The sequence below is a fragment of the Streptomyces sp. NPDC032198 genome (assembly GCF_040636975.1).
GTDB lineage: Bacteria > Actinomycetota > Actinomycetes > Streptomycetales > Streptomycetaceae > Streptomyces.
The window spans coordinates 302,465-329,247 of record NZ_JBEZVL010000010.1 but is presented as its reverse complement, the minus strand read 5'-3'; the positions used below and the strand labels follow the sequence as shown (position 1 = coordinate 329,247).

23 protein-coding genes are annotated in these 26,783 nt (G+C 71.1%); 6 read left to right on the top strand and 17 right to left on the bottom strand.

Translation table 11 applies throughout. From position 1 onward, the window contains the following. Positions 1-84: 84 nt before the first annotated feature. The gene (rocD, locus tag AB0E78_RS27325; protein WP_361837504.1) at positions 85-1,287 is read left to right on the top strand and encodes an ornithine--oxo-acid transaminase; all 1,203 of its coding nucleotides are present in this window, start codon (positions 85-87) and stop codon (positions 1,285-1,287) included. Between the two features lie 182 nt (positions 1,288-1,469). Here rocD and AB0E78_RS27320 read toward each other — a convergent pair whose 3' ends face one another. After that, a complete protein-coding gene (locus AB0E78_RS27320) occupies positions 1,470-4,949 on the bottom strand; it encodes a BTAD domain-containing putative transcriptional regulator (protein WP_361837501.1) in 3,480 nt (1,159 codons plus the stop codon). 182 nt (positions 4,950-5,131) lie between these two features. Between AB0E78_RS27320 and AB0E78_RS27315 the strand changes: the two genes are divergently transcribed. Further along, a complete protein-coding gene (locus tag AB0E78_RS27315; RefSeq protein ID WP_361837498.1) occupies positions 5,132-6,163 on the top strand; it encodes an NADP-dependent oxidoreductase in 1,032 nt (343 codons plus the stop codon). Positions 6,164-6,245: 82 nt separating this feature from the next. Here AB0E78_RS27315 and AB0E78_RS27310 read toward each other — a convergent pair whose 3' ends face one another. The 3 genes from AB0E78_RS27310 to AB0E78_RS27300 form a co-directional block, all read right to left on the bottom strand. Beyond that, positions 6,246-7,040: an SAM-dependent methyltransferase gene (locus AB0E78_RS27310; RefSeq protein WP_361837496.1), complete on the bottom strand. Its 795-nt coding sequence runs from the start codon at positions 7,038-7,040 to the stop codon at positions 6,246-6,248. Between the two features lie 94 nt (positions 7,041-7,134). Beyond that, a complete protein-coding gene (locus tag AB0E78_RS27305; protein WP_361837493.1) occupies positions 7,135-8,397 on the bottom strand; it encodes a glutathionylspermidine synthase family protein in 1,263 nt (420 codons plus the stop codon). Between the two features lie 9 nt (positions 8,398-8,406). After that, positions 8,407-8,799 carry a hypothetical protein gene (locus tag AB0E78_RS27300; protein ID WP_361837490.1) on the bottom strand — a complete coding sequence of 131 codons (393 nt, stop codon included), beginning with the start codon at positions 8,797-8,799 and terminating at the stop codon, positions 8,407-8,409. A 173-nt stretch (positions 8,800-8,972) separates the two neighbouring features. Here AB0E78_RS27300 and AB0E78_RS27295 point away from each other — a divergent pair, with 173 nt between their 5' ends. Beyond that, positions 8,973-9,821, top strand: a complete 849-nt coding sequence (locus tag AB0E78_RS27295) for a hypothetical protein (RefSeq protein ID WP_361837767.1) — start codon at positions 8,973-8,975, stop codon at positions 9,819-9,821. 166 nt (positions 9,822-9,987) lie between these two features. Here AB0E78_RS27295 and AB0E78_RS27290 read toward each other — a convergent pair whose 3' ends face one another. Next, positions 9,988-11,421 (bottom strand): PLP-dependent aminotransferase family protein, encoded by a 1,434-nt coding sequence (locus tag AB0E78_RS27290; protein WP_361837487.1) that lies wholly within the window; start codon positions 11,419-11,421, stop codon positions 9,988-9,990. 47 nt (positions 11,422-11,468) lie between these two features. Between AB0E78_RS27290 and AB0E78_RS27285 the strand changes: the two genes are divergently transcribed. Genes AB0E78_RS27285 through AB0E78_RS27275 form a run of 3 tightly spaced genes read left to right on the top strand, consistent with a single transcriptional unit; the run spans position 11,469 to position 13,215 of the window. After that, positions 11,469-12,023, top strand: coding sequence for a carboxymuconolactone decarboxylase family protein (locus AB0E78_RS27285; RefSeq protein ID WP_361837484.1), 555 nt, complete (start codon positions 11,469-11,471; stop codon positions 12,021-12,023). Then, the gene (locus AB0E78_RS27280) at positions 12,020-12,484 is read left to right on the top strand and encodes a carboxymuconolactone decarboxylase family protein (RefSeq protein ID WP_361837481.1); all 465 of its coding nucleotides are present in this window, start codon (positions 12,020-12,022) and stop codon (positions 12,482-12,484) included. The genes AB0E78_RS27285 and AB0E78_RS27280 overlap by 4 nt, the downstream gene beginning before the upstream one ends. Next, on the top strand, positions 12,481-13,215 hold the full coding sequence (locus AB0E78_RS27275) for an isocitrate lyase/phosphoenolpyruvate mutase family protein (RefSeq protein WP_361837479.1): 735 nt from the start codon (positions 12,481-12,483) through the stop codon (positions 13,213-13,215). Before AB0E78_RS27280 ends, AB0E78_RS27275 begins: the two co-directional genes overlap by 4 nt. Before the next feature lie 96 nt (positions 13,216-13,311). Here the strand turns inward: AB0E78_RS27275 and AB0E78_RS27270 are convergent, their stop codons facing one another. The 12 genes from AB0E78_RS27270 to AB0E78_RS27215 all read right to left on the bottom strand — a co-directional run bounded on the left by AB0E78_RS27270 (position 13,312) and on the right by AB0E78_RS27215 (position 26,702). Continuing rightward, positions 13,312-14,043 carry a hypothetical protein gene (locus tag AB0E78_RS27270; protein ID WP_361837477.1) on the bottom strand — a complete coding sequence of 244 codons (732 nt, stop codon included), beginning with the start codon at positions 14,041-14,043 and terminating at the stop codon, positions 13,312-13,314. A 231-nt stretch (positions 14,044-14,274) separates the two neighbouring features. Beyond that, positions 14,275-15,234: a glycine betaine ABC transporter substrate-binding protein gene (locus AB0E78_RS27265; protein WP_361837474.1), complete on the bottom strand. Its 960-nt coding sequence runs from the start codon at positions 15,232-15,234 to the stop codon at positions 14,275-14,277. A gap of 86 nt (positions 15,235-15,320) precedes the next feature. Continuing rightward, positions 15,321-17,339, bottom strand: a complete 2,019-nt coding sequence (locus AB0E78_RS27260) for an ABC transporter permease subunit (protein WP_361837471.1) — start codon at positions 17,337-17,339, stop codon at positions 15,321-15,323. Next, the gene (locus tag AB0E78_RS27255) at positions 17,336-18,460 is read right to left on the bottom strand and encodes a glycine betaine/L-proline ABC transporter ATP-binding protein (RefSeq protein ID WP_361837468.1); all 1,125 of its coding nucleotides are present in this window, start codon (positions 18,458-18,460) and stop codon (positions 17,336-17,338) included. Before AB0E78_RS27255 ends, AB0E78_RS27260 begins: the two co-directional genes overlap by 4 nt. Then, positions 18,457-19,992 (bottom strand): GMC oxidoreductase, encoded by a 1,536-nt coding sequence (locus AB0E78_RS27250; protein ID WP_361837466.1) that lies wholly within the window; start codon positions 19,990-19,992, stop codon positions 18,457-18,459. Before AB0E78_RS27250 ends, AB0E78_RS27255 begins: the two co-directional genes overlap by 4 nt. Before the next feature lie 137 nt (positions 19,993-20,129). After that, the gene (locus AB0E78_RS27245; RefSeq protein WP_361837463.1) at positions 20,130-21,659 is read right to left on the bottom strand and encodes an aldehyde dehydrogenase family protein; all 1,530 of its coding nucleotides are present in this window, start codon (positions 21,657-21,659) and stop codon (positions 20,130-20,132) included. Between the two features lie 192 nt (positions 21,660-21,851). Beyond that, positions 21,852-22,394 (bottom strand): hypothetical protein, encoded by a 543-nt coding sequence (locus AB0E78_RS27240; RefSeq protein WP_361837460.1) that lies wholly within the window; start codon positions 22,392-22,394, stop codon positions 21,852-21,854. Further along, positions 22,391-22,639, bottom strand: coding sequence for a helix-turn-helix transcriptional regulator (locus AB0E78_RS27235; RefSeq protein WP_160506754.1), 249 nt, complete (start codon positions 22,637-22,639; stop codon positions 22,391-22,393). Before AB0E78_RS27235 ends, AB0E78_RS27240 begins: the two co-directional genes overlap by 4 nt. Before the next feature lie 56 nt (positions 22,640-22,695). Next, positions 22,696-23,454, bottom strand: a complete 759-nt coding sequence (locus AB0E78_RS27230; protein ID WP_361837457.1) for a hypothetical protein — start codon at positions 23,452-23,454, stop codon at positions 22,696-22,698. A gap of 10 nt (positions 23,455-23,464) precedes the next feature. Then, positions 23,465-23,845 (bottom strand): hypothetical protein, encoded by a 381-nt coding sequence (locus AB0E78_RS27225; RefSeq protein WP_361837454.1) that lies wholly within the window; start codon positions 23,843-23,845, stop codon positions 23,465-23,467. Then, positions 23,842-25,662: a hypothetical protein gene (locus AB0E78_RS27220; protein ID WP_361837451.1), complete on the bottom strand. Its 1,821-nt coding sequence runs from the start codon at positions 25,660-25,662 to the stop codon at positions 23,842-23,844. The genes AB0E78_RS27225 and AB0E78_RS27220 overlap by 4 nt, the downstream gene beginning before the upstream one ends. Before the next feature lie 71 nt (positions 25,663-25,733). After that, positions 25,734-26,702, bottom strand: a complete 969-nt coding sequence (locus tag AB0E78_RS27215) for a LysR family transcriptional regulator (protein ID WP_361837449.1) — start codon at positions 26,700-26,702, stop codon at positions 25,734-25,736. Positions 26,703-26,783 lie beyond the last annotated feature (81 nt).

Here is a 26,783-nt window from a genome sequence, read left to right as displayed (position 1 = left end):
GGCAGGTTTCTTCGTCCACGATCCGAGCGACGATAGAACTTGGGCGCCACACCCGCCCCATGCCGCAGGACGAACGGAGACCCCGTGTCGACAACCGAAGAGTTCATCACCTCGGCCGAAGCGCACAGTGCGCACAACTACCACCCGCTGCCCATCGTGGTCGCGTCGGCGGAGGGCGCCTGGATGACGGACGTCGAGGGGCGCCGCTACCTCGACATGCTGGCCGGGTACTCCGCACTGAATTTCGGGCACGGCAACCGCCGCCTGATCGACGCGGCCAAGGCACAGCTGGAGCGGGTGACGCTCACCTCGCGGGCCTTCCACCACGACCGGTTCGCCGACTTCTGTACGCGGCTCGCGGAGCTGTGCGGCAAGGAGATGGTGCTGCCGATGAACACCGGGGCGGAGGCGGTGGAGACGGCCGTGAAGACCGCCAGGAAGTGGGGGTACCAGGTCAAGGGCGTGCCCGACGGGCGGGCGAAGATCGTCGTCGCCCGCGACAACTTCCACGGGCGGACCACGACCATCGTCAGCTTCTCGACGGATCAGGAGGCGCGGGCGGACTTCGGTCCGTACACGCCGGGTTTCGAGATCGTGCCGTACGGCGATCTGACGGCGTTGCGGGCCGCCGTCACGGAGAACACCGTGGCCGTGCTCCTCGAACCGATCCAGGGAGAGGCCGGGGTGCTGGTGCCGCCGGCCGGATATCTCGCGGGAGTCCGGGAGTTGACGCGGGAGCGGAACGTCCTCTTCATGGCGGACGAGATCCAGTCGGGGCTCGGCAGGACGGGGAAGACGTTCGCGTGCGAGCACGAGGGCGTGGTGCCGGACGTGTACATCCTGGGCAAGGCGCTCGGCGGGGGCGTCGTGCCGGTGTCCGCGGTAGTGGCGGACGCGGATGTGCTGGGGGTGTTCAAGCCGGGTGAGCACGGGTCGACGTTCGGCGGCAATCCGCTGGCGTGTGCGGTGGCGCTGGAGGTCGTCGCGATGCTGAGCTCGGGCGAGTTCCAGCAGCGGGCCACCGAGCTGGGCGAGCATCTGCACGCCGAGCTGGGGCTCCTTGCCGGTACGGGGGCGGTGACCCAGGTCCGGGGCCGTGGGCTGTGGGCGGGGGTGGACATCGAGCCGTCGCACGGCACGGGCCGCGAGATCTCCGAGAAGCTGATGGACCGGGGGGTACTGGTCAAGGACACCCACGGGTCGACGATCCGGATCGCTCCGCCGCTGGTGATCACCAAGGAGGACCTGGACTGGGGTTTGGATCAACTGCGGGGTGTGCTGGCCTAGTTCATGCGGGGTGCTCCACTGGGGCGGTCCAGCTGGGGCGGTCCAGCTGGGGCGGTCCAGCTGGGGTGGTCCAGCTGGGGCGGTCCAGCTGAGGTGGTTCAGCTGAGGTGGTCCAGCAGCCTGGTTCAAGGGTGGTGGTAGCGGCAGCGGTCCGGCTCTGTCGTCGGTGGGCGACGGTCGGCTTACGCCGGGTCCGTCATGTTCGGGGCAGGGGTGTCGTGGCCGCGGGTGTATGCGGTCGCGTAGCCGTCCTCGCCTAGGGCGGTGCGGGAGCGTTGTGCGGCGCGGTCGACGTCGAGGCGTTCGGCGGGCGGCAGGGGGCTGTCGACCGCCTCGCGCAGGGCGGCTGCGGTGCCGAGGAGTTCGGCGGCGCGGGTGTGGTCGTGTGCGAGGGAGTGGGCTCCGGCCAGGCCTTCGAGGGCGAGGGCGACCGCGCGTTCGTCGCCCGTGCTGTGGGCCACGGCGAGGCCCTCCCGGTGGAGTTCCTCCGCCCGGGCCGCATCACCGCGCTGTTCGGCGACGTAGCCGAGCTGGGCCAGGATCAGGGCGGTGCCGGACCGGACGCCGAGGCGGCGGTTCCAGGTGAGCCAGGGCAGGAGGTGCCGCTCCGCGGTGTCGAGTTCACCGAGGCGGCGGGCGCCGATGGCGAGGCCCGTCTCGGCGAACTGCTGCGCGGGCCCGTGCGAGTGCTGCGCGGCGAGGCGTGCGGCGCGCTCGTGGAAGTCGGTGGCCGCGGCGTCGTCACCGGTGAGCAGGGCGATGCGGCCCAGGCGGGCGAGGCGGAAGGACACGTCGGTCCACAGCTGGAGCTCCTCCGCGTCGCGCATTCCGTCGCGGTGGAGCTTGGCGGCGCCGTCGTAGTCGGCGGCGATCTCGGCGAGCACGCCCAGCTGCTCGGAGGCCTGCAACTGGCCCCAGCGGTCTCCGAGTACGGCGAACAGTTCGGCGCTGGCATCGGCGTCGCGCCGCAGGGTCGCGAGATCGCCCCGGTAGAGGGCCCGGGTGGCGCGGGTGCTGAGGGCGGCGGCCACGCCCCAGCGGTCGTCCGCCGCGCGGAACTCCTCCAGGAGCTCGTCGACCTGGGTCTCCTCGCCCTCCGTACGGTTGAATCCGCTGCGGGCGAAGGCCAGGAGCCAGCGGGAACGGAGGTCGGCGCCCTCGGCGGGGCCGTCGGTGCCGATGCCGGTGTACGGGGCGTCGTCGCCGGTGAGCAGGGCGAGGGCTGCGCGGGCCGTGCGGGCGGAGGCGTGGGCGGGCGCCGTGCCGGTGCCGTCGGCCGGGGTGAGGTTCCGGGCCTGGGTCAGGCTCAGGGCCTGGGTCAGGGAGCGTCCGGCTTCGCTCAGGCGTCCGCGCAGGAACCAGTACCAGGTGAGGGCGTTCGTCAGGCGCAGCGCGAGGGCGGCGTCGCCGTCGGCCACGGCCCACTCCAGCGCGGCGCGCAGGTTGACGGTCTCGGTGTCGAGGCGGTGCAGCACCTGTTGTTGGGCGGGGCCGCGGAGTTGGGGTGCGGCGTGTTCGGCGAGGTCGGCGTAGTGGTGGGCGTGGCGGCGCCGTACGTCCTTCGTCTCCCCCACCTCGTCGAGCCGTTCGAGGCTGTAGGCGGCGACGGATTCGAGCATGCGGTAGCGGATGCCGTGGGCGGGGTCGGTGCCGGGTGCGGTGGTGAGGAGGGAGCGGTCGACGAGGCGGGTGATGAGGTCGAGTACGTCTACCCCGTCCGCCCCGGAGGGGGCAGACGTACCGCGTGATGCGTTGCCTGTCGTGGAGCCGGGTGGGCCATCGACGCCGTACACCGCTTCGGCCGCGTCCAGGGTGAAACCGCCGCGGAACACGGCGAGTTGACGTAGAGCGCCCTGTTCCTCCGTGGTCGACAGCTGCCAGCTCCAGTCGATCATGGCGCGCAGGGTGCGTTGGCGGGCAGGGGCGTCCCTGCGCACCTGGTTGAGCAGCCGGAACCGGTCGTGCAGCCGCTCGGCGAGGGCGTGCACGCCGAGGGCGCGTACGCGGGTGGCGGCCAGTTCGATGGCGAGCGGGATGCCGTCGAGGCGGCGGCAGATGAGGGCGACGGCGGGGGTGTTCTCCGCGTCCAGCACGAAGCCGGGCGAGGTGGCGGCGGCCCGATCGGCGAACAAGGCCAGGGCTTCGCGCTCCCCGAGCGGCGCGACGGCTTCGAGCGTCTCGCCGGAGAGGGCGAGGGGCTCCTGACTGGTGGCGAGCACACGCAACCCGGGCGCCTGCCGCAGGAGTTCGGCCAGCAGCACGGCCACGGGCTCCAGCACGTGCTCACAGTTGTCCAACACCAGGAGGATGCGCCGCGGGGCGAGAGCCCTGGCGAGGAACCGCACGAAGGCGGGCACGTCGGAGGGCGCGTTGGAGCTGCCGGGAGCGCGCGGAGTACTGGGGGCGGAGTCAGGAGCGTGGGGAGTCGGTGTCTCGACTGGAAAGGGTGGGGGCTCGACTGGGGAGGGTGGGGGCTTGGCTGGGAAGGGTGGGGGCTCGACTGGGAAGGGTGGGGGCTCGACTGGGAAGGGTGGGGGCTCGGTGTTGGGGGGTGAAGGGGTGTCTCTGATGCCCAGGGTTGCGGCCAGTGTTTCGGCGGCGTCGTTCTTCGTGCCGGCCAGTTCCACCAGCCAGACGCCGTCCTCGAAGTCGTCCGCGAGCCCGGCCGCCGCCTCAAGCGCCAGCCGGGTCTTGCCCACGCCGCCCGGCCCCACCAGGGTGACGAGGCGTGTCGTTCCGACCAGCTCCCGCACCCGGGCCACCGCATCATCCCGGCCCACGAGCGCGGTGACCGGAGCCGGCAGGTTCGTGCGGGGGCGCGGGGGTGCCGGCCGTGGCTCCGGGGCCGGGGTCGGACTCGGGGCAGACGCCCTGGGCGAGGTCAGTTCCGGGGACTGGCGGAGCATTGCCTCGTGGAGGGCGGCGAGTTCCGCACCGGGGTCGATGCCCAGGTCGTCGGCCAGGCGCTCGCGCAGGTCACGGTAGGCGTCCAACGCCTCCGTCGGGCGCCCCGCCAGGTACAGCGCCCTCATGTACGCGCCCCGCAGCCTCTCCCGCAACGGCTGCTCCGCCACCAGGTCCGCCAACTCGTCCGCCAGGGCAGCGCGTTCGCCCGGGGCGGCGTACTCCAGGCGCAGTTCCGCCCGCGCTTCCTGCGCCGTGAGCCGCTGCTCCTCCAGGCGGGCCACCGCCACCCGCACGAACTCCTCGTCCCGGAAATCCGCGTACGCCGGTCCACGCCACAGCGTCAGCGCCTCCGAGAGAAGCGCGGCCCTCTCCCGTACTCCCGGGGTACCGTGCGCGTCGTACGCCCGTGAAGTCAGCGCCACGAAGCGCGCCGCGTCCGTCAGCTCCTCCGGCGTCACTCCCTCCGGGGCCCGCAGCAGATATCCGGCGGGGCCGTACGCCACGAGCTCGCGCGCCCCCGGTTCCGCCTTCTCCAGGGCCCTGCGCAGCTGGGAGATCTTGGTCTGGAGGCTGTTGGCGGGGTTACCCGGCAGCCGCTCGCCCCACAGTCCGTCGATCAGGGCGTCCGCGGGGACCGGCCGGCCCTGGTGGATCAGGAGATTCGCGAGCAGGGCACGGACCTTCGGCTCCGGAACCGGGACGACCGCCCCGTCCGCCGTGCGCACCGTCAACGGGCCCAGCACCTCGAATCGCATGCCGCAACGTTAATGCGGGCCTGCGCAGGGCCCATCGGCGGCCGCCGTGCGTCAGCCGTCAGTGGCTCGTGCGCGGCCCCGGGCACGGTGTTCCACGTGACCAGGACAGGCCGCACACAGCCGGTCGATCAGCCCCCGGTCACACACAACAAGCCGAAGCCACGCCCGAAGGGACTCCCGTCATGTCCACCACGTACTCCCCCGCCACCACCTCCCGCGAAATCCGCCTCGCCGCCCGCCCTGTTGGAGAACCCGCCCCCACCGACTTCGAGTTGGTCACCACGCCCGTCCCTGAGCCCGCCGAGGGGCAGATCCTGGTGCGCAACACCTGGATGTCCGTGGACCCGTACATGCGGGGCCGGATGGACGACGCCCCCTCCTACATCCCGCCCTTCGCGATCGGCGCCGCCCTCGAAGGCAGCGCGGTCGGCGAGGTCGTCGCGTCCCGTGCCGAGAACGTGCCGGTGGGCGCGACCGTCTCGCACTTCCTCGGGTGGCGCGAGTACGCCGTCCTGGATGCCGCCACCGCCACCGTCATCGACACCTCGCTCGCCCCGGCACCCGCCTATCTCGGGCCCCTGGGCACCACGGGCCTGACCGCGTACGCGGCGCTCACCCGTACCGCCCCCGTCCGCGAGGGCGACGTCGTGTTCGTCTCCGCGGCGGCGGGCGCGGTCGGCAGCGTCGCGGGGCAACTGGCCCGTGAGCTCGGCGCGTCCCGGGTGATCGGCTCGGCGGGCGGACCGGCGAAGACCAAGAAGCTGCTCGACACGTTCGGCTACGACGCGGCCATCGACTACCGCCAGGGCGGCATCCCCGAACAGCTCGCCCAGGCCGCCCCCGAGGGCATCGACGTCTACCTGGACTCGGTCGGCGGCGACCATCTGGAGGCCGCCATCGGCGCCATCCGCACCGGCGGCCGTATCGCCCTCGTGGGCGCCATCAGCGGCTACAACACAACCGCACCCGCGCCAGGCCCGAACAACCTGTTCCGTGCCGCGACCCACGAGGCGACCCTGCGCGGCATGCTCGTCAGCAGCCACTTCGACCTGTTCCCGGAGTGGATCGGAAAGGCCGCGGGCCTGCTCGCCGACGGCAGTCTGCGCACCGAGCAGACCGTCGTCGAGGGCATCGAGCAGGCGCCCGAAGCCTTCCTCGGCGTGCTGCGCGGCGCCAACACCGGCAAGATGCTCGTCCGTCTCGGGGCCAACTGAGCTGCCACGTAAGCGGGGTGGGGCGGTCAGCTCAGGTCGTCTCAGGTCAGCTCAGGTCAGATCAGGTCAGATCAGGTCCGCTTCAGCGCTTGATGCCGACCCCGCCGAACATGGCCACGTCCTCGACACTCGCTTCCGGCTCCGCCGCCCCCGCGTGCCAGCGGTTGCACGAGACCACCCCGGGGGCGAGGAGGTCCAGGCCCTCGAAGAAGCCGACGACCTGCTCGGGGGTGCGCTGCGTCAGCCGGGGCGTGCCGTTCTCGTTCCAGAACGCCACCGCCTCGTCCACGTCGGGCATCTCCGGGCTGGTGATCGTGTGCGAGAGGACCAGATGGCTGCCGGCCGGCAGCGCGTCGATCAGGCGGCGCACGATGCCGTACGCCTCGGAGTCGTCCTCGATGAAGATGACGACTCCGAGCAGGATCAGCGCGACCGGCTGGTCGAAGTCCAGGGTCTTGGTGGCGTGTTCGAGGATTGTGTCGACGTTGCGCAGATCCTCGTCGAGGTAGTCGGTCCTGCCCTCGGGGGTGCTGGTGAGCAGGGCGCGTGCGTGGGTGAGGACCAGCGGGTCGTTGTCCACATAGACGACGCGGGACTCGGGGGCGATGCGCTGGGCGACCTCGTGGGTGTTGTCGGCGGTCGGCAGCCCGGTGCCGATGTCGAGGAACTGCCGGATGCCGCACTCGGTCACGAGGTGGCTCACGGCACGCCCGAGGAACTGCCGGTCGGCCAGCGCGTAGGCGCCGATGCCGGGGTGCAGCGTGCGGATCTGGTCCCCGGCCGCCTGGTCGACGGGGTAGTTGTCCTTGCCGCCGAGCCAGTAGTTCCAGATCCGGGCCGTGTGAGGCTGCGTGGTGTTGATCCTGCTGTCGGCCATGTGCGGTCGCCTCCGAGCGCCTCCGGGTCCACCATCGATCAACCGGCAGCGTACTCGCCCGACTTGGGGCCACCGAGGCGGCCCGGGCCGGGGATCAGAGAATCACGTGCGGCACGAACCTCGCGTACTCGTCCGTGATCAGACCCGCCGACTCCCGGATGCCGAGCCCCGCCGCCTCGTCCTCGACGACCCACGCGCCGAGCACCACACGGTTGCCGTCGAAGTCGGGCAGCGGTGCGAACTCCTGGTAGCAGCAGGCCTCTTCGCGTACGGCGGGTGCGGCGGATTCGGCGGGTTCGGCGGGTTCGGCGGGTTCGGCGGGTTCGGCGGGTTCGGCGGGTTCGGCGGGTTCGGCGCCCGGCGGGTGGACCGTGACTCCGGCGCCTTCGCGGCCAAGGAGAGGCTTGGCGACGTAGCCCCGCCCGGAAGCCAGCTCCCGGGGACCGTCCAGGTAGGCGGGGAGGAGATTCGGGTGGCCGGGGTACAGCTCCCAGAGGATCGCCAGGAGCGCCTTGTTGGAGAGGAGCATCTTCCAGGCGGGCTCGATCCACAGGGTGGAGCCGGTGCCGCCGCCGTTGTCGAGGGTCTCCAGGACGTGCGGGGCGAAGCGGTCGGTGGTCAGCCACTCCCACGGGTAGAGCTTGAAGCAGCTGCGGATGAAGCCGAGCTTCTTGTCGACGAAGCGCCGCGAGAGCCGGTCCCAGCCGATGTCCTCCATGGAGATCGCCTCGGTGGCGAGCCCGGCCTGCTGCGCGGTCTCGCGCAGGTAGGCGACCGTCATCAGATCCTCGCCGAGCTCGTCGCCCGCGGAGTGCGCGAAGTACAGCGGGCCGCCGGGCGGCAGCAGGGCGGCCTGCTTCTTCCAGGCGTCCACCAGGCGCTCATGGAGGGAGTTCCACTGGTCGGCGCCCGGGAAGCGCTCCTCCATCCAGAACCACTGCGGGCTCGCGGCCTCGACCAGGGACGTGGGGGTGTCCGCGTTGTACTCCAGCATCTTGGCCGGACCGCCCTCGGCGCCCGCGTAGTGGAGGTCGAACCGTCCGTAGAGGGAGGGGAGTTCAGCGCGGCGGTGCCAGGCCTCGGTGACCGCTTCGGCCACGCGGGGGTCCGTGATGCCGAGATCGGCGAGGCGGCCGTGCGTGACGATGTGCTCGGCCGCCGTCAGGCACATCGCGTGCAGCTCCTCGACGACCTCCTCCAGTGCCTCGACCTCGGGGAGCGTGAACGTGTAGTAGGCGGACTCGTCCCAGTACGGGCGCAGCGAGTCGTCGGGGTAGCGGGTCAGGGGGTAGATGAGCCCCTGGTCCTCGACCGTCCGCTGCCAGCCGGGGCGGGGAGTGGTGGTGTGGCGTTCCATGGTCCGGGATCAGCCGCCGCCGCTGCCCGAGCAGCCGAAGCCGTCGCGGTCGACGGCCTCGCTGCGGCTGAAGGTGCCGTAGTCGGCGTGGCGGCCGTCGATGTCGGCGTCGTAGTACCACTCGGGGTCCATGCGGCCGGACGTGCCGGTTCCGTAAGAACTGCCGCCGGCCTTGCGTCCCTTGCCGTTCGAGGAGGACGAACCGGAGCCGCTCTTGCAGTTCTTGTCGGCCACGATCTTGTAGCCGGTGTAGGCGTCGTAGCTGTCGCGGTCCACGCACCGCTTGTCCGGCTCCGAGCCGCACGAGGTCAGGGCCGCCGCGAGGACGCCCATTCCGCCGAGCACGACCGTGCTGGACCGCAGCCTCCGCCGTGGGGCTTTCCGCTCTTCCTGTTCTTCCATCTGTGCTTCCGCTCCCCCGTTGTCGTACATGCGTCCGTCTGTTGTCCGTCCGTTGTCCGTCTGTCGTACGTCTGTCGTACGTGATCGGCGATCAGCGTAGGTAAGGGCCCGTGCGCCATGCCAACCGGCTCAGCCGAATCCCTTTCCTCTACAGTCACTTCGTGTCTCTTGGGATGATTTGCGCTCTCGGTTCAGCGGTCTGCTTCGGCACGGCCTCCGTCTTTCAGGCCATCGCCGCCCGCGCCACGGCGCCCGGGACGGGGTCCGGGGTCGACCCCGCGCTGCTGCTGCGCGCGGTGAAGCAGTGGCGGTACGTCGTGGGGCTCGGGCTCGACGGGCTCGGGTTCCTGCTGCAGATCGTGGCGCTGCGTTCCATCCCGATCTACGCCGTCGGTGCGGCGCTGGCCGCGAGCCTCGCCGTCACGGCGGTGGTGGCCTCGCGGATGCTGCGGGTTCGGTTGAGCGGTGTGGAGTGGGCGGCGGTGGGGGTGGTGTGCGCGGGGCTCGCGATGCTGGGGCTCGCGTCGGGGGACGAGGGGGAAGGCGTCGGCTCGACGACCCTGCGGTACGTGATGCTCGGCGTGGCGGTGGGTGTGCTGCTGCTCGGCGCGGTGGCCGGGCGGTTGCCCGGACGGGGGCGGGCGCTGGCCCTGGGGCTGGGGGCGGGGCTCGGGTTCGGGGTGGTGGAGGTCGCGGTGCGGCTGATCGACGATGTCTCACCGGGGGCGCTGGTGAGGAACCCGGCCGCCTATGCGCTGCTGGTGGGCGGGGGTGCGGCGTTCCTGCTGCTCACGTCCGCGTTGCAGCGGGGCTCGGTGACGACCGCTACCGCGGGGATGGTGATCGGGGAGACGATCGGGCCCGCGGTGGTGGGGGTCGTGTGGCTCGGGGATCGCACGCGGGGCGGGATGGAGTGGGTGGCCGTTCTGGGGTTCGTGGTGGCTGTGGTGGGGGCGTTGGCGTTGGCGCGCTTCGGTGAGGCACCGGTCGAGGAGGAGGCGGCGGTGGGAGGGACTGCGTAGGGGGCTGCCTGGGTTCTGCCTGGGGGCTGCGTAGGGGCGGGCCCTGCGGGGCTTTCCCCAGTCCCGCAGGGCCCGCCCCTTCCCGGCTGTGACATTTGCGGCTCCGCCGCGTGGGGCTCCGCTCCAGCCCCCGCTCCTCGAACGCCGGAGGGGCTGAGACACCGCCCTACGGCAGCACCGCGCACAACGCCTCCAGCGCCCCCGCCCAGCCATGGTCCGCCGGTGTGCCGTAGCCCACCACCAGTGCGTCCCGCTCCGGGGGGCTCGCGGCAGGGTGGCGGAAGCTCGCCAGGCCCTGGACCGCGAGGCGTTGCCAGCTTGCCGCCTGGACCACCGTGCGTTCCGTGCCCGGCGGGAGTTCCAGCACCGCGTGCAGTCCCGCGGCGATCCCCGTGGCCCGTACCTCCGGCGCCCGCGCGGCCAGGGCGGCGACCAGCTGGTCCCGTCGGCGGCGGTAGCGCAGCCGCGCGCCCCGCACATGGCGGTCGTACGCACCCGACGTGATGAACTCCGCGAGCGTCAGCTGGTCCAGCGCCCCGCAGGCCCATTCCGCGCCCCCCTTCGCCTCGATGACCTCGGCGGCGATGGGCGCGGGCAGCACCATCCAGCCGAGCCGCAGGCCGGGGGCGAGGGACTTGCTGGCCGTGCCGAGGTAGACCACGCGGTCGGGGTCGAGGCCCTGGAGCGCGCCCACCGGCTGCCGGTCGTAGCGGAACTCCCCGTCGTAGTCGTCCTCCAGGATCAGGCCGCCCGTGCGCCGCGCCCAGTCGACGGCGGCCGCACGCCGGTCGGGGTGCAGCGGCACCCCCATCGGGAACTGGTGGGCGGGCGTCAGGAGCGCCACCTTCGCCGAGCCCGACCCCGACGACCCCGACGACCCCATCGACCCCAACTCGTCCGTCGAGGTGCCCAGTGCGTCGAAGGGCAGCGGCCTCGTCGTCAGGCCCGCCCGCTTCAGCAGATTCCAGTGCACGTCCAGGCCGTACGACTCGACCGTCACCTCCCGCAGACCGCGGGCCCGCAGTACTCCGCCCAGCAGGCTCAGGCCCTGCGCGAACCCGGCGCAGATGACGATGCGGTCCGGGTCCGTGTGCACGCCGCGGGCCCGGGAGAGGTAGTCGGCGAGGGCGGTGCGCAGTTCGACGCGGCCGCGCGGGTCGCCGTAGCCGAGCGCGTCGTTCGGGGCGGCGGCCATGGCCCGGCGCGCGGCCTTGAGCCAGGCGGCGCGCGGGAACGTGGAGAGGTCGGGGGTGCCCGGCATCAGGTCGTACGTCGGACCGCCGACGGCCCTGCGGCGCGGCGCGGGTTCGGCGGGGCGGGGCACGGCGCGCTCGGCGACGCGGGTGCCCGAGCCCTGGCGTGCGGTGAGCCAGCCCTCGGCGACGAGGTCCGCGTAGGCGTCGGCGACGGTGTTGCGGGCGATGCCCAGGTCGACGGCGAGGGAGCGGGACGAGGGGAGGCGGATGCCGGGGGCGAGCCTGCCGCCGCGCACCGCCTCGCGCAGGGCGTCCGTGAGGCCCTTGCGCACGCCGGAGCGCGTCGCCTCTCCCCACCTCTCCAGGTGGAGGTCGACGCCCAAAGTGGCCCAGGATTCTTCCATGGGAATGGACCATACCTGTGGGCTACTCCCCCCGTACGGTCGATGTCATGACGACGAACGAGAGCACCGCCATAGACAGCCCGGTAGACAGCCCCACAGACACCCCCGTACCGGCGCACTCCAAGGAATACGTCCACGAGCACACGCCCCGCCTCGACTGGCACGCGCAGGCGCCCGAGGTCTTCAAGGAGATGGTCCGGCTCGACGCGGCCGCCCGTAAGGGCGTCGACCCGGTGATCCTGGAGCTCGTCAAGATCCGCGCCTCGCAGATCAACCACTGCGCGCTCTGCGTCGACATGCACAGCAAGGACGCCCTCGCGGCGGGCGAGAGCGTGGAGCGGATCATCCAGCTCAGCGCGTGGGAGGAGTCGCAGCACTTCTACACCGCGAAGGAGGTCGCCGCGATCGCGCTGACCGAGGCGATCACCGTCCTGACGGACGGCTTCGTGCCGGACGAGGTGTACGACAAGGCCGCGGCCCTCTTCGAGGAGCAGGAACTGACGCAGCTCATCGCCGCGATCACGGTGATCAACGCGTGGAACCGCTTCGGCGTCTCGACGCGACAGGTGCCGGGCCACTACAAGGCCGGAGACCACAAGTGACCGCTCGTACCGACCACAGCGCCCGGACTACTCATCTCGACAAGCGCTTCGGGTCCGCCCTGGCCGCCTTGAGCGCGGCGGCGAAGAAGGGGCTCGGCGATCCCGTGCTCGCCGAGCTCGTGATGATGCGGGCCTCGCAGATCAACGCGTGCGCGTTCTGTCTGGACATGCATGTGGACGTCGCCGTGCGGAACGGCGAGAGCGCCAAGCGGATCGCCCTCCTCAACGCGTGGCCGGAGGCGGGCGAGCTCTTCAGCGAGCGGGAGCGGGCCGCTCTCGCGCTGACCGAGGCGGTGACGGTCCTGACGGACGGGTTCGTCCCGGACGAGGCGTACGAGGCGGCGGCCAAGCACTTCGACGAGTCCGAACTCGCCCATCTCATCGGGGTGATCACCGTCATCAACAGCTGGAACCGGGTGATGGTCAGCCGCCGTATCGAGCCGGGCGGGTACACGCCATGAGCCTCGTGGACGACTTCCGCGCCCTGCACCATGGGCGCGCGCCCGGTGACCCGCTGGTCCTGCCGGGACCCTGGGACGCGGCCAGCGCGCGGGTCTTCGCCGAGGCCGGTTTCCCCGCTCTCGCGACGCCGAGCGCGGGGGTCGCGGCGTCGCTCGGGTACGCGGACGGGGAGGTGCCGGTGGACGAGATGTTCGCGGCGGTGGCCCGGATCGTGCGGTCGGTCCCCGCATCCGTGCCGGTGTCCGCGGACATCGAGGACGGCTACGGGCTGCCGCCGAAGGAGCTGGTGGAGCGGCTCCTGGCGACGGGCGCGGTGGGCTGCAACCTGGAGGACTCGACGGACGGGGTCCTCAGGGATCCGCACGAGCAGGCGGAGCGGCTGGCGGAGGTGCGTGCCGCCGCGGGCGACGGGGTGTTCATCAACGCCCGCGTGGATACGTTCCTCCGGGGAGTCGCGGATCCGGGCGCCGCCGTCGAGCGGGCCCGCCTCTATGTGGCGGCGGGCGCGGACTGCGTCTACCCGATCTTCGCGCCGCCGGAGGCGCTGCCGCAGCTGCGGGCGGGCATCGAGGGCCCCATCAACGTGGGCGCGAAGGCGGACGGCCCGTCGCTGCGGAAACTGGGCGAACTGGGCGAACTCGGCGCCACGCGCATCACGTTCGGCCCCGGCCTGCTGATCCGTGCGACGGAGGCGTTGCGGGAGATCGCGGGCGGCCTGAAGCAGACGTGACGGCGCCGGGCTCCCTTCGCGAAGGGAGCCCGGCGCGCAGCACATGAGTCCGCCCCTGCCGCCGGGCAGCTCACACGGCGTCAGTGCCGACCAGTGCTAGTACTTGCTGATGCAGGACGCCTTGACCCGCCCGACCTGCGCGTTCGGGATGCTGTTCTTGATGCTCCAGGCCTCGACCCGCCACTTCACCGAGCGCATCTCGGTGGGTGTCGCGCGCTCCGTCACCAGGACCTGCTGGGAACCGCCGAAGTTGTGCGTGTGCAGCGCCCCGCCCCCGGTCGACTTGAACCGGTGCTTGAGGTTGCCGATCCCGCCGGACGAGATGTAGACGACCTTCCCCGCGGGGCAGGTCTTGGTGCCGGACTTCTTCTGGCTGAGGCGGTCCGACGCCTTGCCCACGCGCCAGCCCTGCGTGCTGCAGTAGCCGTACACCTTGCTCAGGTTCTTCTTGTTCCCGTATACCGAAGTGACCTTCCATGTGACGGACTTGCGCCACGTCGGAACGGTCCGCGTCGAGATGCCGTCGTGCGAGTGCTTCCACACCCGGGACACCAGCCGGCCGCCGGCCGGCTTCCACGACACCCGCGAGCGGCCCGCCGCCGAGTCCCAGATCCAGGCCGTCTCGCCGGGCTTACGGCACTTGAGCGTGCCCTTCTTCGAGTGGAACCCGCCCGCCGCGGCGACCGCACCGGAGTCGGATCCGGACGCCGAGCCGGAGACAGACGCCGCGGCGGAGGGAGCTGCGGGTGCGGCCTGGGCCGAGCCGCTGCCGATCATCGGCACCAGCACGGCGGTGCCGACGGCGAGTGCGCCCACCGACGTACTCACGCGGCGAGGGAGTTTCATACGCGTCCACCAGCTCTCTTGAGGGTTTGACATGAACATCGCCCACCGTAGGAGGAGACGTACGGCTCCGCTATTGCACAAAAGTGCAACGCCCCAGATCAGAGGCCTCACACATGCCGATGGTGCCGACCCCGAGGGGACCGGCACCATCGTCACGGCTACGCCGGCACAGCGGTCATCGCGCTGTGCGGCGTCACATCAATCGCCGCGTCACTACTTCTTCGGGAGCCACTTCTCCCAGACGTCCTTGTTCTCCTTGACCCACTTCTTGGCCGCGGCCTCGCCCGTCATCTTGTCCTTGGCGATGGACTTGGCGACCTCGTTCTGCTGGTCGTTGTCCCACTTGAAGTTCTTCAGGAACTCGGCCGCGTCGCCGCCGTCCTTGGCGAAGTCGGCGTTCAGGTACTTCTGCAGCTGATTGTTGTCATAGCCGCACTTGGTCTCGGTCTTCGGCTCGTTGCAGCCCTCGGTGTACTTGGGGAGCTTCACCTCGACCATGTCCAGGTCGACGTTGGCCCACAGCGGCTCCCACCAGTAGGTGATGAACGGCGTCTTGGCCTCGTACTTCGACTGGATTTCCTTGATCTGCGCGGCTTCGTTGCCGGTTTCCTTGATGTGGAAGTTCAGCTTGTGGTTCTTGATGAGGTACTGGTCGTACGTCGTGTACGAGGGGGCCGCACCGATGAACTCGCCCTTGTCGCCCGACTCCGAGGTCTTGAAGTCCTTGGCGAACTTGTTCAGGTTCTTGTAGTCGAGGATCTCGGGGTGCTTGTCCGCGTAGTACTTCGGGACGAACCAGCCGATGTGCCCGACGACACCGAGGTCGCCGCCCCTGACGACCGACTTCTTCTTGTCGATGTAGAGCTTCTGCTTGTCGGGCTGGCCGTTCCAGTCCTCCATGATGACGTCGGCCTTGCCGCTGTTCAGGGCGTCCCAGGCGATGGGCTCGTCCATCGTCTTGAGGTTGACCTTCTTGACGTCCAGCTCGTCCTCGAGGATCACCTTGGCGACCTCGGCGTTGGCGCGGGCGCCGACCCAGGACGGAACGGTGATCGTGACCTCGTCGCTGTTGCCCGACTTCTTGGTGTCGGCGGCGCAGGCGCTGAGGCCGACCATGCCGAGGGCAGCGATGCCTGCGATGAGACTGGTGCTTATCCGCTTGCTGTGCTTCACGAGATTCTTCCCTTACCTAGCAGGAGTAGCAGAAGTATGCGGGGAGTCGAGGCGCGGCGCGGTGGGCCCGCCCCCGGCGCCCGGGGTCAGCGCAGGGCGTTTTCCTTCACCTTCGCGCCCGGCTGCGAGACCCGGTCGAGCAGCACGCCGAGGCACACCATCGCGACACCGGCGGTCAGGCCGAGCGGCAGGTCGTCCTTGGCCAGGCCCGTGACCACCTGCACGCCGAGGCCGCCGGCGCCGATCATTCCGGCGATCACGACCATCGACAGGACGAGTACGACGCCCTGGTTGACGGCCAGCAGGAGCGACGAGCGCGCCAACGGAAGCTGCACCCCGCGAAGTTGCTGACCCGTGGTGGCACCGAGCGAACGGGACGCCTCCAGGGCCGACGGGTCGATCTGGTTGACGCCCTGCGTGGTGATGCGGATGACCGCGGGCAGTGCGTAGAGCACGGCCGCCACGACACCGGCGGTGCGACCGCCGTGGAACAGCGCGATCGCCGGGATCATGTAGACGAACTGCGGCATCGTCTGCAGGGCGTCGAGCACCGGCCGGATCGCCCGCTCCACCCAGCCGACCCGTGCCGCGAAGACACCGATGGCGAAGCCGAGCAGCAGGGTGACCACCAGGGCCGTGAGGACCACGGAGAGCGTGTCGAGCGACCGGGTCCACAGGCCCATGCCGCCGATGACGCCCAGGGAGAGCACCGCGGTGATGGCGGACCACCAACGGCCCGCCAGGAAGGCGAGAACACCGACGACCAGGGCCAGCGCCCACCAGGGAGTGGCTTCGAGGCCGTCGCGGATCGGGTTGATGACGTACGTGGCGAAGTTCGACGCCATCGTGATCGTGCCGCCCACGACGGGGACACCGGAGCCGAAGGTGTGCTCGATCCAGTCCACCGCGGAGTTGACCGGGTTCGCGAAGGCGACGACCCACTCGTCGGGCCACTCCTCCTTGCCCAGCACGGAACCCAGTACGGAGCCCACGGCGGTCGCGATGACGACGCCGAGCCAGATGAGCCCGGTCTTCTTGCCGCCCCTGCCGGCGCTCGGGGAGTCGAGCCGTTCGCCCACGGCACCCGTGGTGCGGTCCAGCCAGATGGCGATCAGCACGATCGCGATGCCGGGCGCCAGCGCGAGGCCGGTGTCCACGGTGGAGATCGCGGTGTAGATCTCGCCGCCCAGGCCGCCGACGCCGACCACCGAGGCGAGCACGACCATCGAGAGACACATCATGATCGTCTGGTTGAGGCCGAGCAGCATCTGCTTGCGGGCGAGCGGCAGGCGCGCGGTCCACAGCCGCTGCCAGGCGCTCGCGCCGAGGGAGGCCGACGCCTCCAGCGCGGCTTCGTCGGCGCCGCGCAGGCCGAGCGCGGTGAGGCGGGCCATCGGCGGAGCCGCGTAGATGACCGTGGCGACGAAGGCGGGCGGCACGTCGACGCCGAAGATCAGCGCGAAGGGCAGCAGATAGGAGAAGGCGGGCAGGATCTGCATGGTGTCGAAGACGGGGTTCAGAATGCGCTGACCCCGCTCCGAGAGACCGGCCCAGAGTCCGAGCAGCGCTCCGACGAGGGCCGCGACGGCGACACAGGCCACCATCAGGGCGAGGGTCTCCATCGCCGGTTCCCACATGCCGAGCAGGCCGATGACGACGAAGGCCGCGAGCGCGGTGCCCGCGGTGCGCAGCGCCCGGCGGCTGAGGTCCGCGCCGCCCGCCACCCAGGCGATCAGCACCGCGGCGAAGGTCACGCCGAAGACTCCGAGCGTCTCGAAGAGACTGACGAGTCCGTCGACGGAACCCTGTGCGGCATTGCTGATGTGCAGCAGGAAGTACAGGAAGATCCAGTGGGTGTCGCGGTTGTCCTCGAGCCAGGTCTCCGCGTCGCTCAGCGGGGACCTGACGTCGAACGTCCAGCCGCTGGGCCAGGCACTGTGGCTGACCAGGAACGCGCTGACCACGGCAACGAGCACGGCGGCGACAAGGACGACCACCTTGGGCCGGGCGGCGAACCGGGCGGCCAGGCCCGGCGTCGGCGGGACGGCGGGCTCCTGCGGGGCGCGGTCCTTCTTCTCCAGGACGGAGGTGTCGGCGGCACTCATACGGCCGCCACCTCCCTGCCCTCGGCATCGCCGTTGATCCCGGCGACCACCGCGAGCAGTCGAGCGTGGTCGACGACGCCCAGCGTGCGTCCGTTGTCGACGACCCGGCAGTGCTCGCCGCTGCGCGCGACGGCCTCGATGGCGTCGACGACGAGGGTGTCCGGGCTGAGAGCGACGCCCGTGGTCGCCTCGTCGCCCTCCGCGGGACGCATCGCGCTGCGCACCGGGATGACCTGCTCGCGCGGGACGTCACGGACGAAGTCGCGTACGTAGTCGTCGGCGGGCCTGGAGACGATCTCCTCGGGGGTGCCGAGCTGCACGACCGCGCCGTCCCGCATCAGCATGATGCGGTCGCCGAGGCGCAGGGCCTCGGAGAGGTCGTGGGTGATGAAGACCATCGTGCGGCCCTCTTCGCGGTGCAGGCGGATGACTTCTTCCTGCATGTCGCGGCGGATCAGCGGGTCGAGGGCGCTGAACGGCTCGTCGAAGAGGAGGACCTCGGGGTCGACGGCGAGGGCGCGGGCCAGGCCCACACGCTGCTGCTGACCACCGGAGAGCTGCCCCGGCCTGCGCTGCTCGAGACCGTCGAGGCCGACCTTGGCGACGACCTCCATGGCCTTCGCGCGGCGCTCGGCCTTGCCCATGCCCTGGATCTCCAGGCCGTACGCGACGTTGTCGAGGACGGTGCGGTGCGGCAGGAGGCCGAAGTTCTGGAAGACCATGGAGGCGCGGTGCCTGCGCAGTTCGCGCAGCCGGTTCTTGTCCATGGCCAGGACGTCCTCGCCGTCGATGACGACGGAGCCGGAGGTCGGCTCGATGAGGCGGGTCAGGCAGCGGACGAGCGTCGACTTGCCGGAGCCGGACAGGCCCATGACGACGAAGACCTCGCCCTTCTTCACCTCGAAGGACACATCGCGCACAGCTGCGGTGCAGCCTGTCTGCGCCCGGAGTTCGGCGGGGGTGAGCCCGTGCACCGAGGTGTCGCCCGGTATCCGGTCCGCCTTCGGCCCGAAGACCTTCCAGAGGTTGTCGACGGCGAAGACGGGTCCTTGGCCGGACTCCTGTCGCGTCGCGTCGTCCCGCGTCGTGTCGTCCGTCTTGTTCACTGAGACCTCACTCATCGGCCTTCACCACCCAGCATCTCGGCACACTTCTCCCCGACCATGAGCACTCCGATCATCGGGTTCACGGCAGGCATCGTCGGGAAGACGGATGCGTCCGCGATTCGGATTCCCGCAAGGCCGCGAATCCGCAGCTCCGGGTCGACTACAGCAAGTTCATCAGCGGAAGCGCCCATTCGGCAGGTTCCGGCGGGGTGGTACACGGTGTGTGCGGCCTTGCGCACGAGTTCGCTGATCTCGGCGTCGTCGGTGACGTCGGGGCCGGGGAACACCTCACGCTTGAGCCACTTGGCGAACGGCTCGGCCTGCGCGACCTTGCGGGCCAGCTTGATGCCGTCGACCAGGGTCCGGCCGTCGTAGTCACCCTCGTCCTCGAAGTACCTGAAGTCGAGGGCGGGCTTGGCCTCCGGGTCGGCCGACGTCAGGTAGAGACGGCCGCGCGCACGGGACTTGGGGATGTTCGGCGTCATCGAGACGCCGTGCTCCGGGCGTTCGTAGCCCAGGCGCTCCGGGTTGTCCGTGAACGGGATCTGGTAGAAGTGGAACATCAGGTCAGGACCCTTGTGGTCCGGGTCCCGCTTCACGAACAGGCCCGCGTCGGAGTCCATCGCGGAGTTGCCGGGGATCGGCCCGTTCGTCTCCCAGACGATGACCGACTCGGGGTGGTCGATGAGGTTCTCGCCGACGCCCGGCAGGTCGTGCACGACGGGGATACCGAGGGCTTCGAGGTCCTTGGCGGGGCCGATGCCGGAGTGCATGAGCAGACGCGGCGTGTCGACGGCGCCCGCGCAGACGAGGACCTCGCGGCGGGCGGTGAGCAGTTGCTCGACGCCGTCCTTCGTACGGATGTGGACGCCGCGCGCGGTCTTGCCGTCGAGCTCCAGCTTGGTGGCCCACGTCTCCAGGAGCAGCCGGAGGTTGGGGCGGTCACCGGCCTCCATGTGGGGGTGGAGGTAGGCGACGGAGGCGGAGGAGCGCTTGTTGTTCTCCGGGTGGTACGAGAGGTCGAAGAAGCCGACGCCCTCGTCGAAGGGCTTGTCGTTGAAGCCGACGACCTCGGGGACGCCGAGCGCGCTCTTCGTCGCCTCGACCCAGTCGGTGGCGATCTGGTTCTGGTCCTTCTTGGCGACGCGCACGATGTTGTTGCGCAGCTTGCCGAAGAAGGGGTCCATCGCGGCGGAGCCCCAGCCGGTGGCGCCCGCCTCTTCCCACTCGTCCCAGTCGGAGGGCAGCGGCTTGAAGGAGATCAGGGTGTTGTGCGACGAGCAGCCGCCGAGGACCTTGGCGCGGCTGTGCAGGATGTGCGAGTTGCCGCGCGGCTGCTCGGTGGTCGTGTACCCGTAGTCGAGGTCGCCGCCGAGCAGGCCGAGCCAGCGGCGCAGCGTGAGGACGTCCTCGCGGTCGATGTCGCTGGGGCCGCCCTCGATGACGGCGACGGTGACGTCCGGGTCCTCGGTGAGGCGGGATGCGATCACCGAACCGGCGGTGCCGCCGCCGACGATGACGTAGTCGTACTCAGTGGTCTCAGCCATGCGTGCTGCTCCTCTTCCTGCGAGGTGTGGTGCAAAGTGCTTGCGCGTAGTGAGCGGGGAGTGCTCGGACGTACAGACATGGATACGTGCGCGGGGGCGGGACTGCCGCCCCCGCGCACGCCTTCGTGAGTCGGGCCTCAGCCCGCGAACCAGCGGACCGGCTGCGGTGCGAGGTTCTGGTAGATGTGCTTGGACTCGCGGTACTCGGCGAGTCCGGCGGGTCCGAGCTCGCGGCCGACGCCGCTCTTGCCGAAGCCGCCCCACTCGGCCTGCGGCAGGTAGGGGTGGAAGTCGTTGATCCAGACCGTGCCGTGGCGCAGGCGCCGCGCCATGCGGCGACCGAGGCCCGCGTCATTGGTCCAGACGGCACCCGCGAGACCGTACTCGGTGTCGTTGGCGAGCGCGACCGCTTCGTCCTCGGTGCGGAAGGTCTCGACGGTCAGGACCGGGCCGAAGACCTCCTCGCGGACGACGCGCATCTCGCGGTGGCACTGGTCAAGGACGGTCGGCTCGTAGAAGTAGCCGGTCGCGGGGCGCACGTCGCTGGGCTCGGGGCGCTTGCCGCCGGTGCGCAGGACCGCGCCCTCCTCCAGCGCGGAGGCGACGTACATCTCGGTCTTCTCGCGCTGCTGCTGCGAGACGAGCGGGCCGCACTCCACGCCGTCCTCGGTGCCGCGGCCCAGCTTGATGCGGCTCGCGCGGCGGGCGAGTTCGGCGACGAAGCGCTCGCGCACCGACTCCTCGATGATGAGGCGGCCACCGGCGGAGCAGACCTGCCCGCTGTGGATGAAGGCCGCGTTGAGTGCCTGGTCGACGGCGGTGTCGAAGCCTTCTTCGGTGGCGCAGGCGTCGGCGAAGACGACGTTCGGGTTCTTGCCGCCGAGTTCGAGGGCGACCTTCTTGACGCCGAGGGCGGCGGCCTGCGCGACCTTGGTGCCGGAGACGAGGCCGCCGGTGAAGGAGACCAGGTCGACGTCGGGGTGGTCGGAGAGGCGCGCGCCGACGGTGTGGCCGGGGCCGGTCACGATGTTGGCGACACCGGCCGGGAGGCCCGCCTCGACGAGCAGCTCGATCAGCGCGACCGTCGTCAGCGGAGTGACCTCACTCGGCTTGATGACGAAGGTGTTGCCCGCGGCGAGCGCGGGGGCGACCTTCCAGCTGGCCTGCAGGAGCGGATAGTTCCAGGGCGTGATCATCGTGCAGACGCCGACCGGCTCGTGCACGACGACGCTGTGGATGTCGTCGGACCCGGCGTCGACCACACGGCCCGCGCCCTCGCCGATCACCAGGTCGGCGAAGTAGCGGAAGGCGTCGGCGACGCAGTCGACGTCGACGCGGCCCTCCTCGACGGTCTTGCCGGCGTCGCGGCTCTCCAGGAGCCCGATCTTCTCCCGGTCGCGTACGAGGAGGTCCGCCACGCGGCGCAGCAGTGCGGCCCGTTCGGCGACGGGCGTGGCCGGCCACGGTCCGTGGTCGAACGCCTCGCGTGCGGCGGCGATGGCCGCGTCGGTGTCCTCGGTGCCGCCTTCGGCGATCAGCGCGAACGGCTTGGCATCAGCCGGGTCGAGGATCTCGCGTGTGGCGCCGGAGAGGGCGTTTCGCCACTCTCCGCCCACATGGATGGTCTGTTGTGCGGACACGTCCCGTTTGCCTTCCGTTCCTGTCATTCGCCCCGCCGGTCACCCGCGGTAGCCGGGGGCACATGCCCCCGGGTGGAGAAACCATGCGCATTACATAACTGAAAGTGCGCTGTGTCACTGCGCGTGCAGGCACCTGGGGAGAAACGTACGCAGGAAGAAGGGTTTGTCCGGTGAGGTGGCGCTATACAGGGAATGGCCGGAACTCGGCCCGAGGGCCCGTCAGTCGGTCTCGTCGAGGTCCGCGGGCTCGTCCTGCACGGCGAGCCCCGCCACCCACAGCGGCATCAGCCAGTGCACGACGAACGCGGTGAACAGCGCCGGGAAGAGCAGCCCTTCGGCGTCCCATCCTTGGTAGGCGGCGAATCCGGCACCACCAGCGGCCACCAGGAGCAGCCACAGCATGACCTGACGGGCACGCGCCGCGACGCGGACGCGCTCCGCGCGCTGCCGCTCGTCGAGCGCGCGTTCACGCAGTTCGAGGAGGCCGCGCGTGGCGCCGTTGATGACGCCGGTGGCGACGCACCACGGCAGCAGCAGCGCGAGCATCGTCCACATCGCCCAGCGCTGGTCGCCGACGACCGTGAGCAGCCAGGCCGCGACGCTCGCCACGGTCAGCGCGATGTGGGCGCCGACCGCGATGCGCCTGCGCACGGCGGTGGCGTACATCGGCGCGGCCTCGCGCCGGTTCATGAGCGCGAACATCCGCCGGTCGTAGCCGGTCATCCGCTGCGCCCCCGTCTCCCGCACCTGCTGGCCCGTCATCCCTGACTCCTCCCGTAGACCTCGTCCGTGAGCGGGCGGAACGGCTCCAGGGAGAACAGTGCCTCCACCGGCAGCCCGAAGAACACCGCGATCTTCAGCGCCAGGTCGAGGCTCGGGTTGTACTGCCCGCGCTCGATGTAGCCGATGGTCTGGTAGTGGACCCCCACTGCCTCGGCCAGGCTCTGGCGCGACACCTTCCGCTCCGCGCGCACCATCGCCAACCTGTTGTGCACCTGCTCACTCATGTATAAGAAGTACTACATCTGCGAGCAGGTTGGCAACAGGCTGCAGGTGGTGGTGATCAAGGCTTGGGGCAGGTCTCGCCCGGCGGGCAGAACCACGACAGGGCGGTGGACAGAAACTCCTCCTCGTCGTCCCTGCCGTCCGCGTCGGAGCCGTACACCGCCAGGGCGTACAACTGGCCGTCCACCGCCTCGAAGCGATGGTCGATGACGTGCCACGGGCCGGCGTCGGGCTCGCCCTTGAACGTGTCGGCCACGTACTCGACGCGGGCCGCGGGGCGGCCGTCGTCGTCCGTGCGCTCCAGCGGGCCGAGCTGGTCGAAGCCGCCGGGCATCGGGGTCTCGTCCAGCCAGGTCCGCAGCGAGGAGTACGGGGACGACTCCCCCACCCGGTACACCTGGAGCCGCCCGTCTCCCTTCGGGCTGCGGTAGTTGACGACGTTGAAGCCCTCGGCCGGTTCGACCAGGTCACGGACCCACCCCCGCGGCACCGCGAGCCTGAAGCCCTCCTCGTCGAACACCTCCTCGTACGGGGCGGGCGGCACTCCCTCGGGGGACGGGGCCGCGGTGTCGCCCTCGACGCCGGTGCCCGCGCTCTTCGAAGGCTGCTCCAGAACCGTCAAGTACCCCGTCGGGCGGGGCTCGTCCTTCCAGCCGAGCGCCCACGCCCCGAAGCCCAGACCGCACACGGCGAGAACCGTCACGACACCGCGCAGAGCCTTGCCCTGGCGCACCGCGTCCCGGCCGTGGAGCTCGGCGATCCGCTGCTCCTGCTCGTGGCCGACCCACTCCTGGCGGTCGGCGTCGAAGATCCGCACCGCTCGTCCCTCAGCCCGTGACCTGGGCGATCGCCTGGAGGACGGCCGTCACGGAGGCGGCTGTCGCGGCGGCGGCGCCGTACTGCTCCAGGCGGGTGCGGAGCCTGCCGAGCAGTCCGGCGTCACTGCGGCCCGCGCGGCCGATCTCCCCCTCCACCTCGCCCAGTTCGGCGTCGAGCGCCTCGTCGCCGGCCGTGCGCCCCTCGGCCCGGGCCAGTTCGCCGCGCAGTGCGCGGACCTGGGTGAGCAGGTGCTGCTGCTTCGGATCGGCCACCACCACCGTGTGGTTGGTGGACTCGGCCGTGCCGTGCGAACCGAAGGCCTGGGAGCCGCCGGTGATCGAGCCGATCTGGACGTGCGCCCCGCCGCCGGTGTCCTGCTCGCCGCTCATGCCGTGCTCCTCTCGGTGTGCGTGGCCCGGCCGTGGGAGCCGGTGGCGATCGCGCCGCCGGACATCTCCGTGATGTAGACCCCGCTGTTGTTGATCTGCGTGATGTTCTGTTCCAGTCGGTCCGTACGGAAGCCGCCGGCCCGCAGCGCGTCGCGCACGCCCTCGCCGATGCGGTCCTGGAGGGTGCGGATATAGCGGGCGACGTCCATCTCCTGGAAGAGCGAGAGGTCGTCGGTGCTGGCCAGTTGGCGCAGCGAGACCACCGGGGCGTCCGGCGGCGCCTCTGCGGGGGCGCCGATCCCGAGCCAGTCGCATGCGACCCGCAGGGCGCGCGCCGCCGGTGGCGCGGCGACGGGTCCCTCGGGCTGCGCGAGCCAGAGCCGGAACGAGGGGACGAGCGAGGGCAGTGCGCGCAGGGCGGCGATGCCGATCGCCACACCGACCGCGGGGCCGTCGACGCAGGCGCGCAGGGCGTCGCGGACGGGACCCTCCGGCTCGCGGGCCACGATCGTGTCGACCTCGCGGAACTCGGGGACGATCGGCCCGAGCACGTGCGGCACCACTTCGAGGACCAGCATGCCGCCCTGGGTGTGCACCCGGACCAGGAGCGAGACGACGACCTGTTCGTTCCAGGCGCCGACCCGGATCCGCAGGAAGTGACGGCGCGCCTCCCCGCCCTCACCGGCCGCCCGTTCGAGATGCCGGGCCGCCTGGCCGGCGTCGTAGAGCCCCGCGGTCTCGTACCCGTGTCCGGTGTAGAGCTGCTCGTCGCGGCCCGCGCCCGCCGGGAGGTAGACGAACTCCTCGATCTCCAGGTCCCGCAGCCGGTCCACGCTGCTGGCCGCGGCTGACCTGCGCAGATCCTTCAGACGCGGCTCGATCATCTTGATGACCTCACGGGCGGCGAGCGGTTCGTACGCGCGCTGCGGAGGCACCCCGGCGTCCCGCTCCTTCTCCTTCTCGGCGCGCTGCAGCTCAAGGACGACCGACCACGGTTTGCGGGGCTTTCCGGCGCCGACGAAGGGGCGGTTCGCGTCGTAGAGGGTGACCGGGGCGTTCTGCTCGCGGTGGATGCAGTCGACGATGCGCGAGAACCGGCGCGGGACGGCGGGCTGTTCGGTCTCGGCGAAGGCCTGCCGGGCGAGCTGGGTGCGCAGGGTCCGCTTGCGCAGGAACTGGTGGCGCCACACCACGGCCGCGATGAGCAGCGGGAAGATCACGGGGTACGGGGTGTCCCTGATCACGGCGAGCGCGGAGTACACGTACGCCGCGGCGCACCACCACACGAACGCGGTCACCAGCCAGCCGATCCGGCGCCGCAGCCAGGCCAGCGGTCCGGGCAGTTCCACCCGCCGCAGGATCCCGCCGTCCGTGCCCCGGCCGGAGACGACCCGCGCGAGCCACAGCGACGCGACCACCACGGCGTACGCGATCGCCCAGCCGCCCGGCACGAAGGAGCCGAACGTGCCGTCGGGTCCCGTGTCCACGAGGTCGTCCGGGTCGAAGGCGAGCAGCGCGAGGTCGATGCCGGAGACGCCCGACTTGCCGCCCTGGGCGTCTTCGAGCGCGTCCCAGACCATCACCGCGTCGGTGACGAGGAACCCGATCCACACGGTTGCCAGGAGCAGCGCGGTGAACAGCTCCTCGCGCCGGGCGCGCAGCGCGTGCGCGAGCACCGGAAGCACATCGGCACCGAGCGGCGGCGCCACGGGGCGCTCCGCATGGCCGACGAGTTCGGAGACGACCCGCCTGCGGAACACCGCGTCCAGATGGACACCGGCGCACAGCAGTCTGGTGGCCTCGGTGTGAGCTGCCATGGCCAACTCCGTTGGGATGAAGCGGAATTGGATCGTAACTGAGCGTGTACCCAACGGCCACAGAAAGGTGATTATGCCCCTCGAATAAGTGAATCCTCGGCCGTTGTGCGGGCGGGGGCCTCCGCGAGCAGGTCCCGCACGCATTGCCGCAGCCACGCGTGGGCCGGGTCCGCGTCGTGCCGGGGGTGCCAGGCGATGCCCAGCGGGAGCACCGGCAGGCCGAGGGGGATCTCGAAGGTGACCAGGCCGAGGGTGTCCGTCAGGGGAAGCGCCCAGGAGACGGCCAGGCCCACCAGATCGGTGCGCAGGAGGATGAAGAGCGACGAGGGATACGTCCCGACGCTGCCCACCACCCGGCGCTCGAGCCCCCGTTCGGCGAGGGCGGCGTCCAGCGGCCCGTGCAGCCTGCCCCTCCTGGAGACCGTGATGTGGTCCGCGGCGGCGAACCGCTCGGCGGTCAACTCACCCTGGAGCAGCGGGTGTCCAGGGCGCACGACGCCCAGCATCCGGTCGTCGCGCAGCCGCTCCACCCGCACCTCGGGCGCGACCGTGTCGATCACCCCGGCCTCCAGGTCGGCCGTACCCTCGCGCAGCACGGGCGCGTCCACGTGGCTCTCGCCGAGGAAGCGGATGCGGACGCCGGGCGCCTCGGCGGCGGCGCGGGCGAACAGCGCGGGGCCGTAGGCGGCGGCGATCGAGTCCTGCCCGAGGACGGTGAGGGTGCGGGACACGGTGCGCAGATCGGCCGCGCCGGGACCGGCGAACAGCGCCCGCGCCCGTTCCACCACGGCGCCCACCTCGGCCCGGACGGCGAGCGCGTGCGGGGTGGGCACCATCTGCCGTCCTGCCCGCACGAGGACGGGGTCGCCGAGGGCCTTGCGGATGCGGCCCAGGGTGCGGCTCATCGCGGGCTCCGACAGGTGCATACGGCGGGCGGCGCCGGAGACGCTCTCCTCGTCGAGGAGCACGTCGAGGGCGAGCAGGAGGTTGAGGTCGAGGCCGCTGCCGGGAGGGCCCGGTTCGGATTGCGTCACACGCATTCATCCCTTGCAAAGGTTGCACTGGAGATCAGGTAAGCACCGAGCCTACGGTGGCAGGACCCCCCGCACCACGACCCCTGA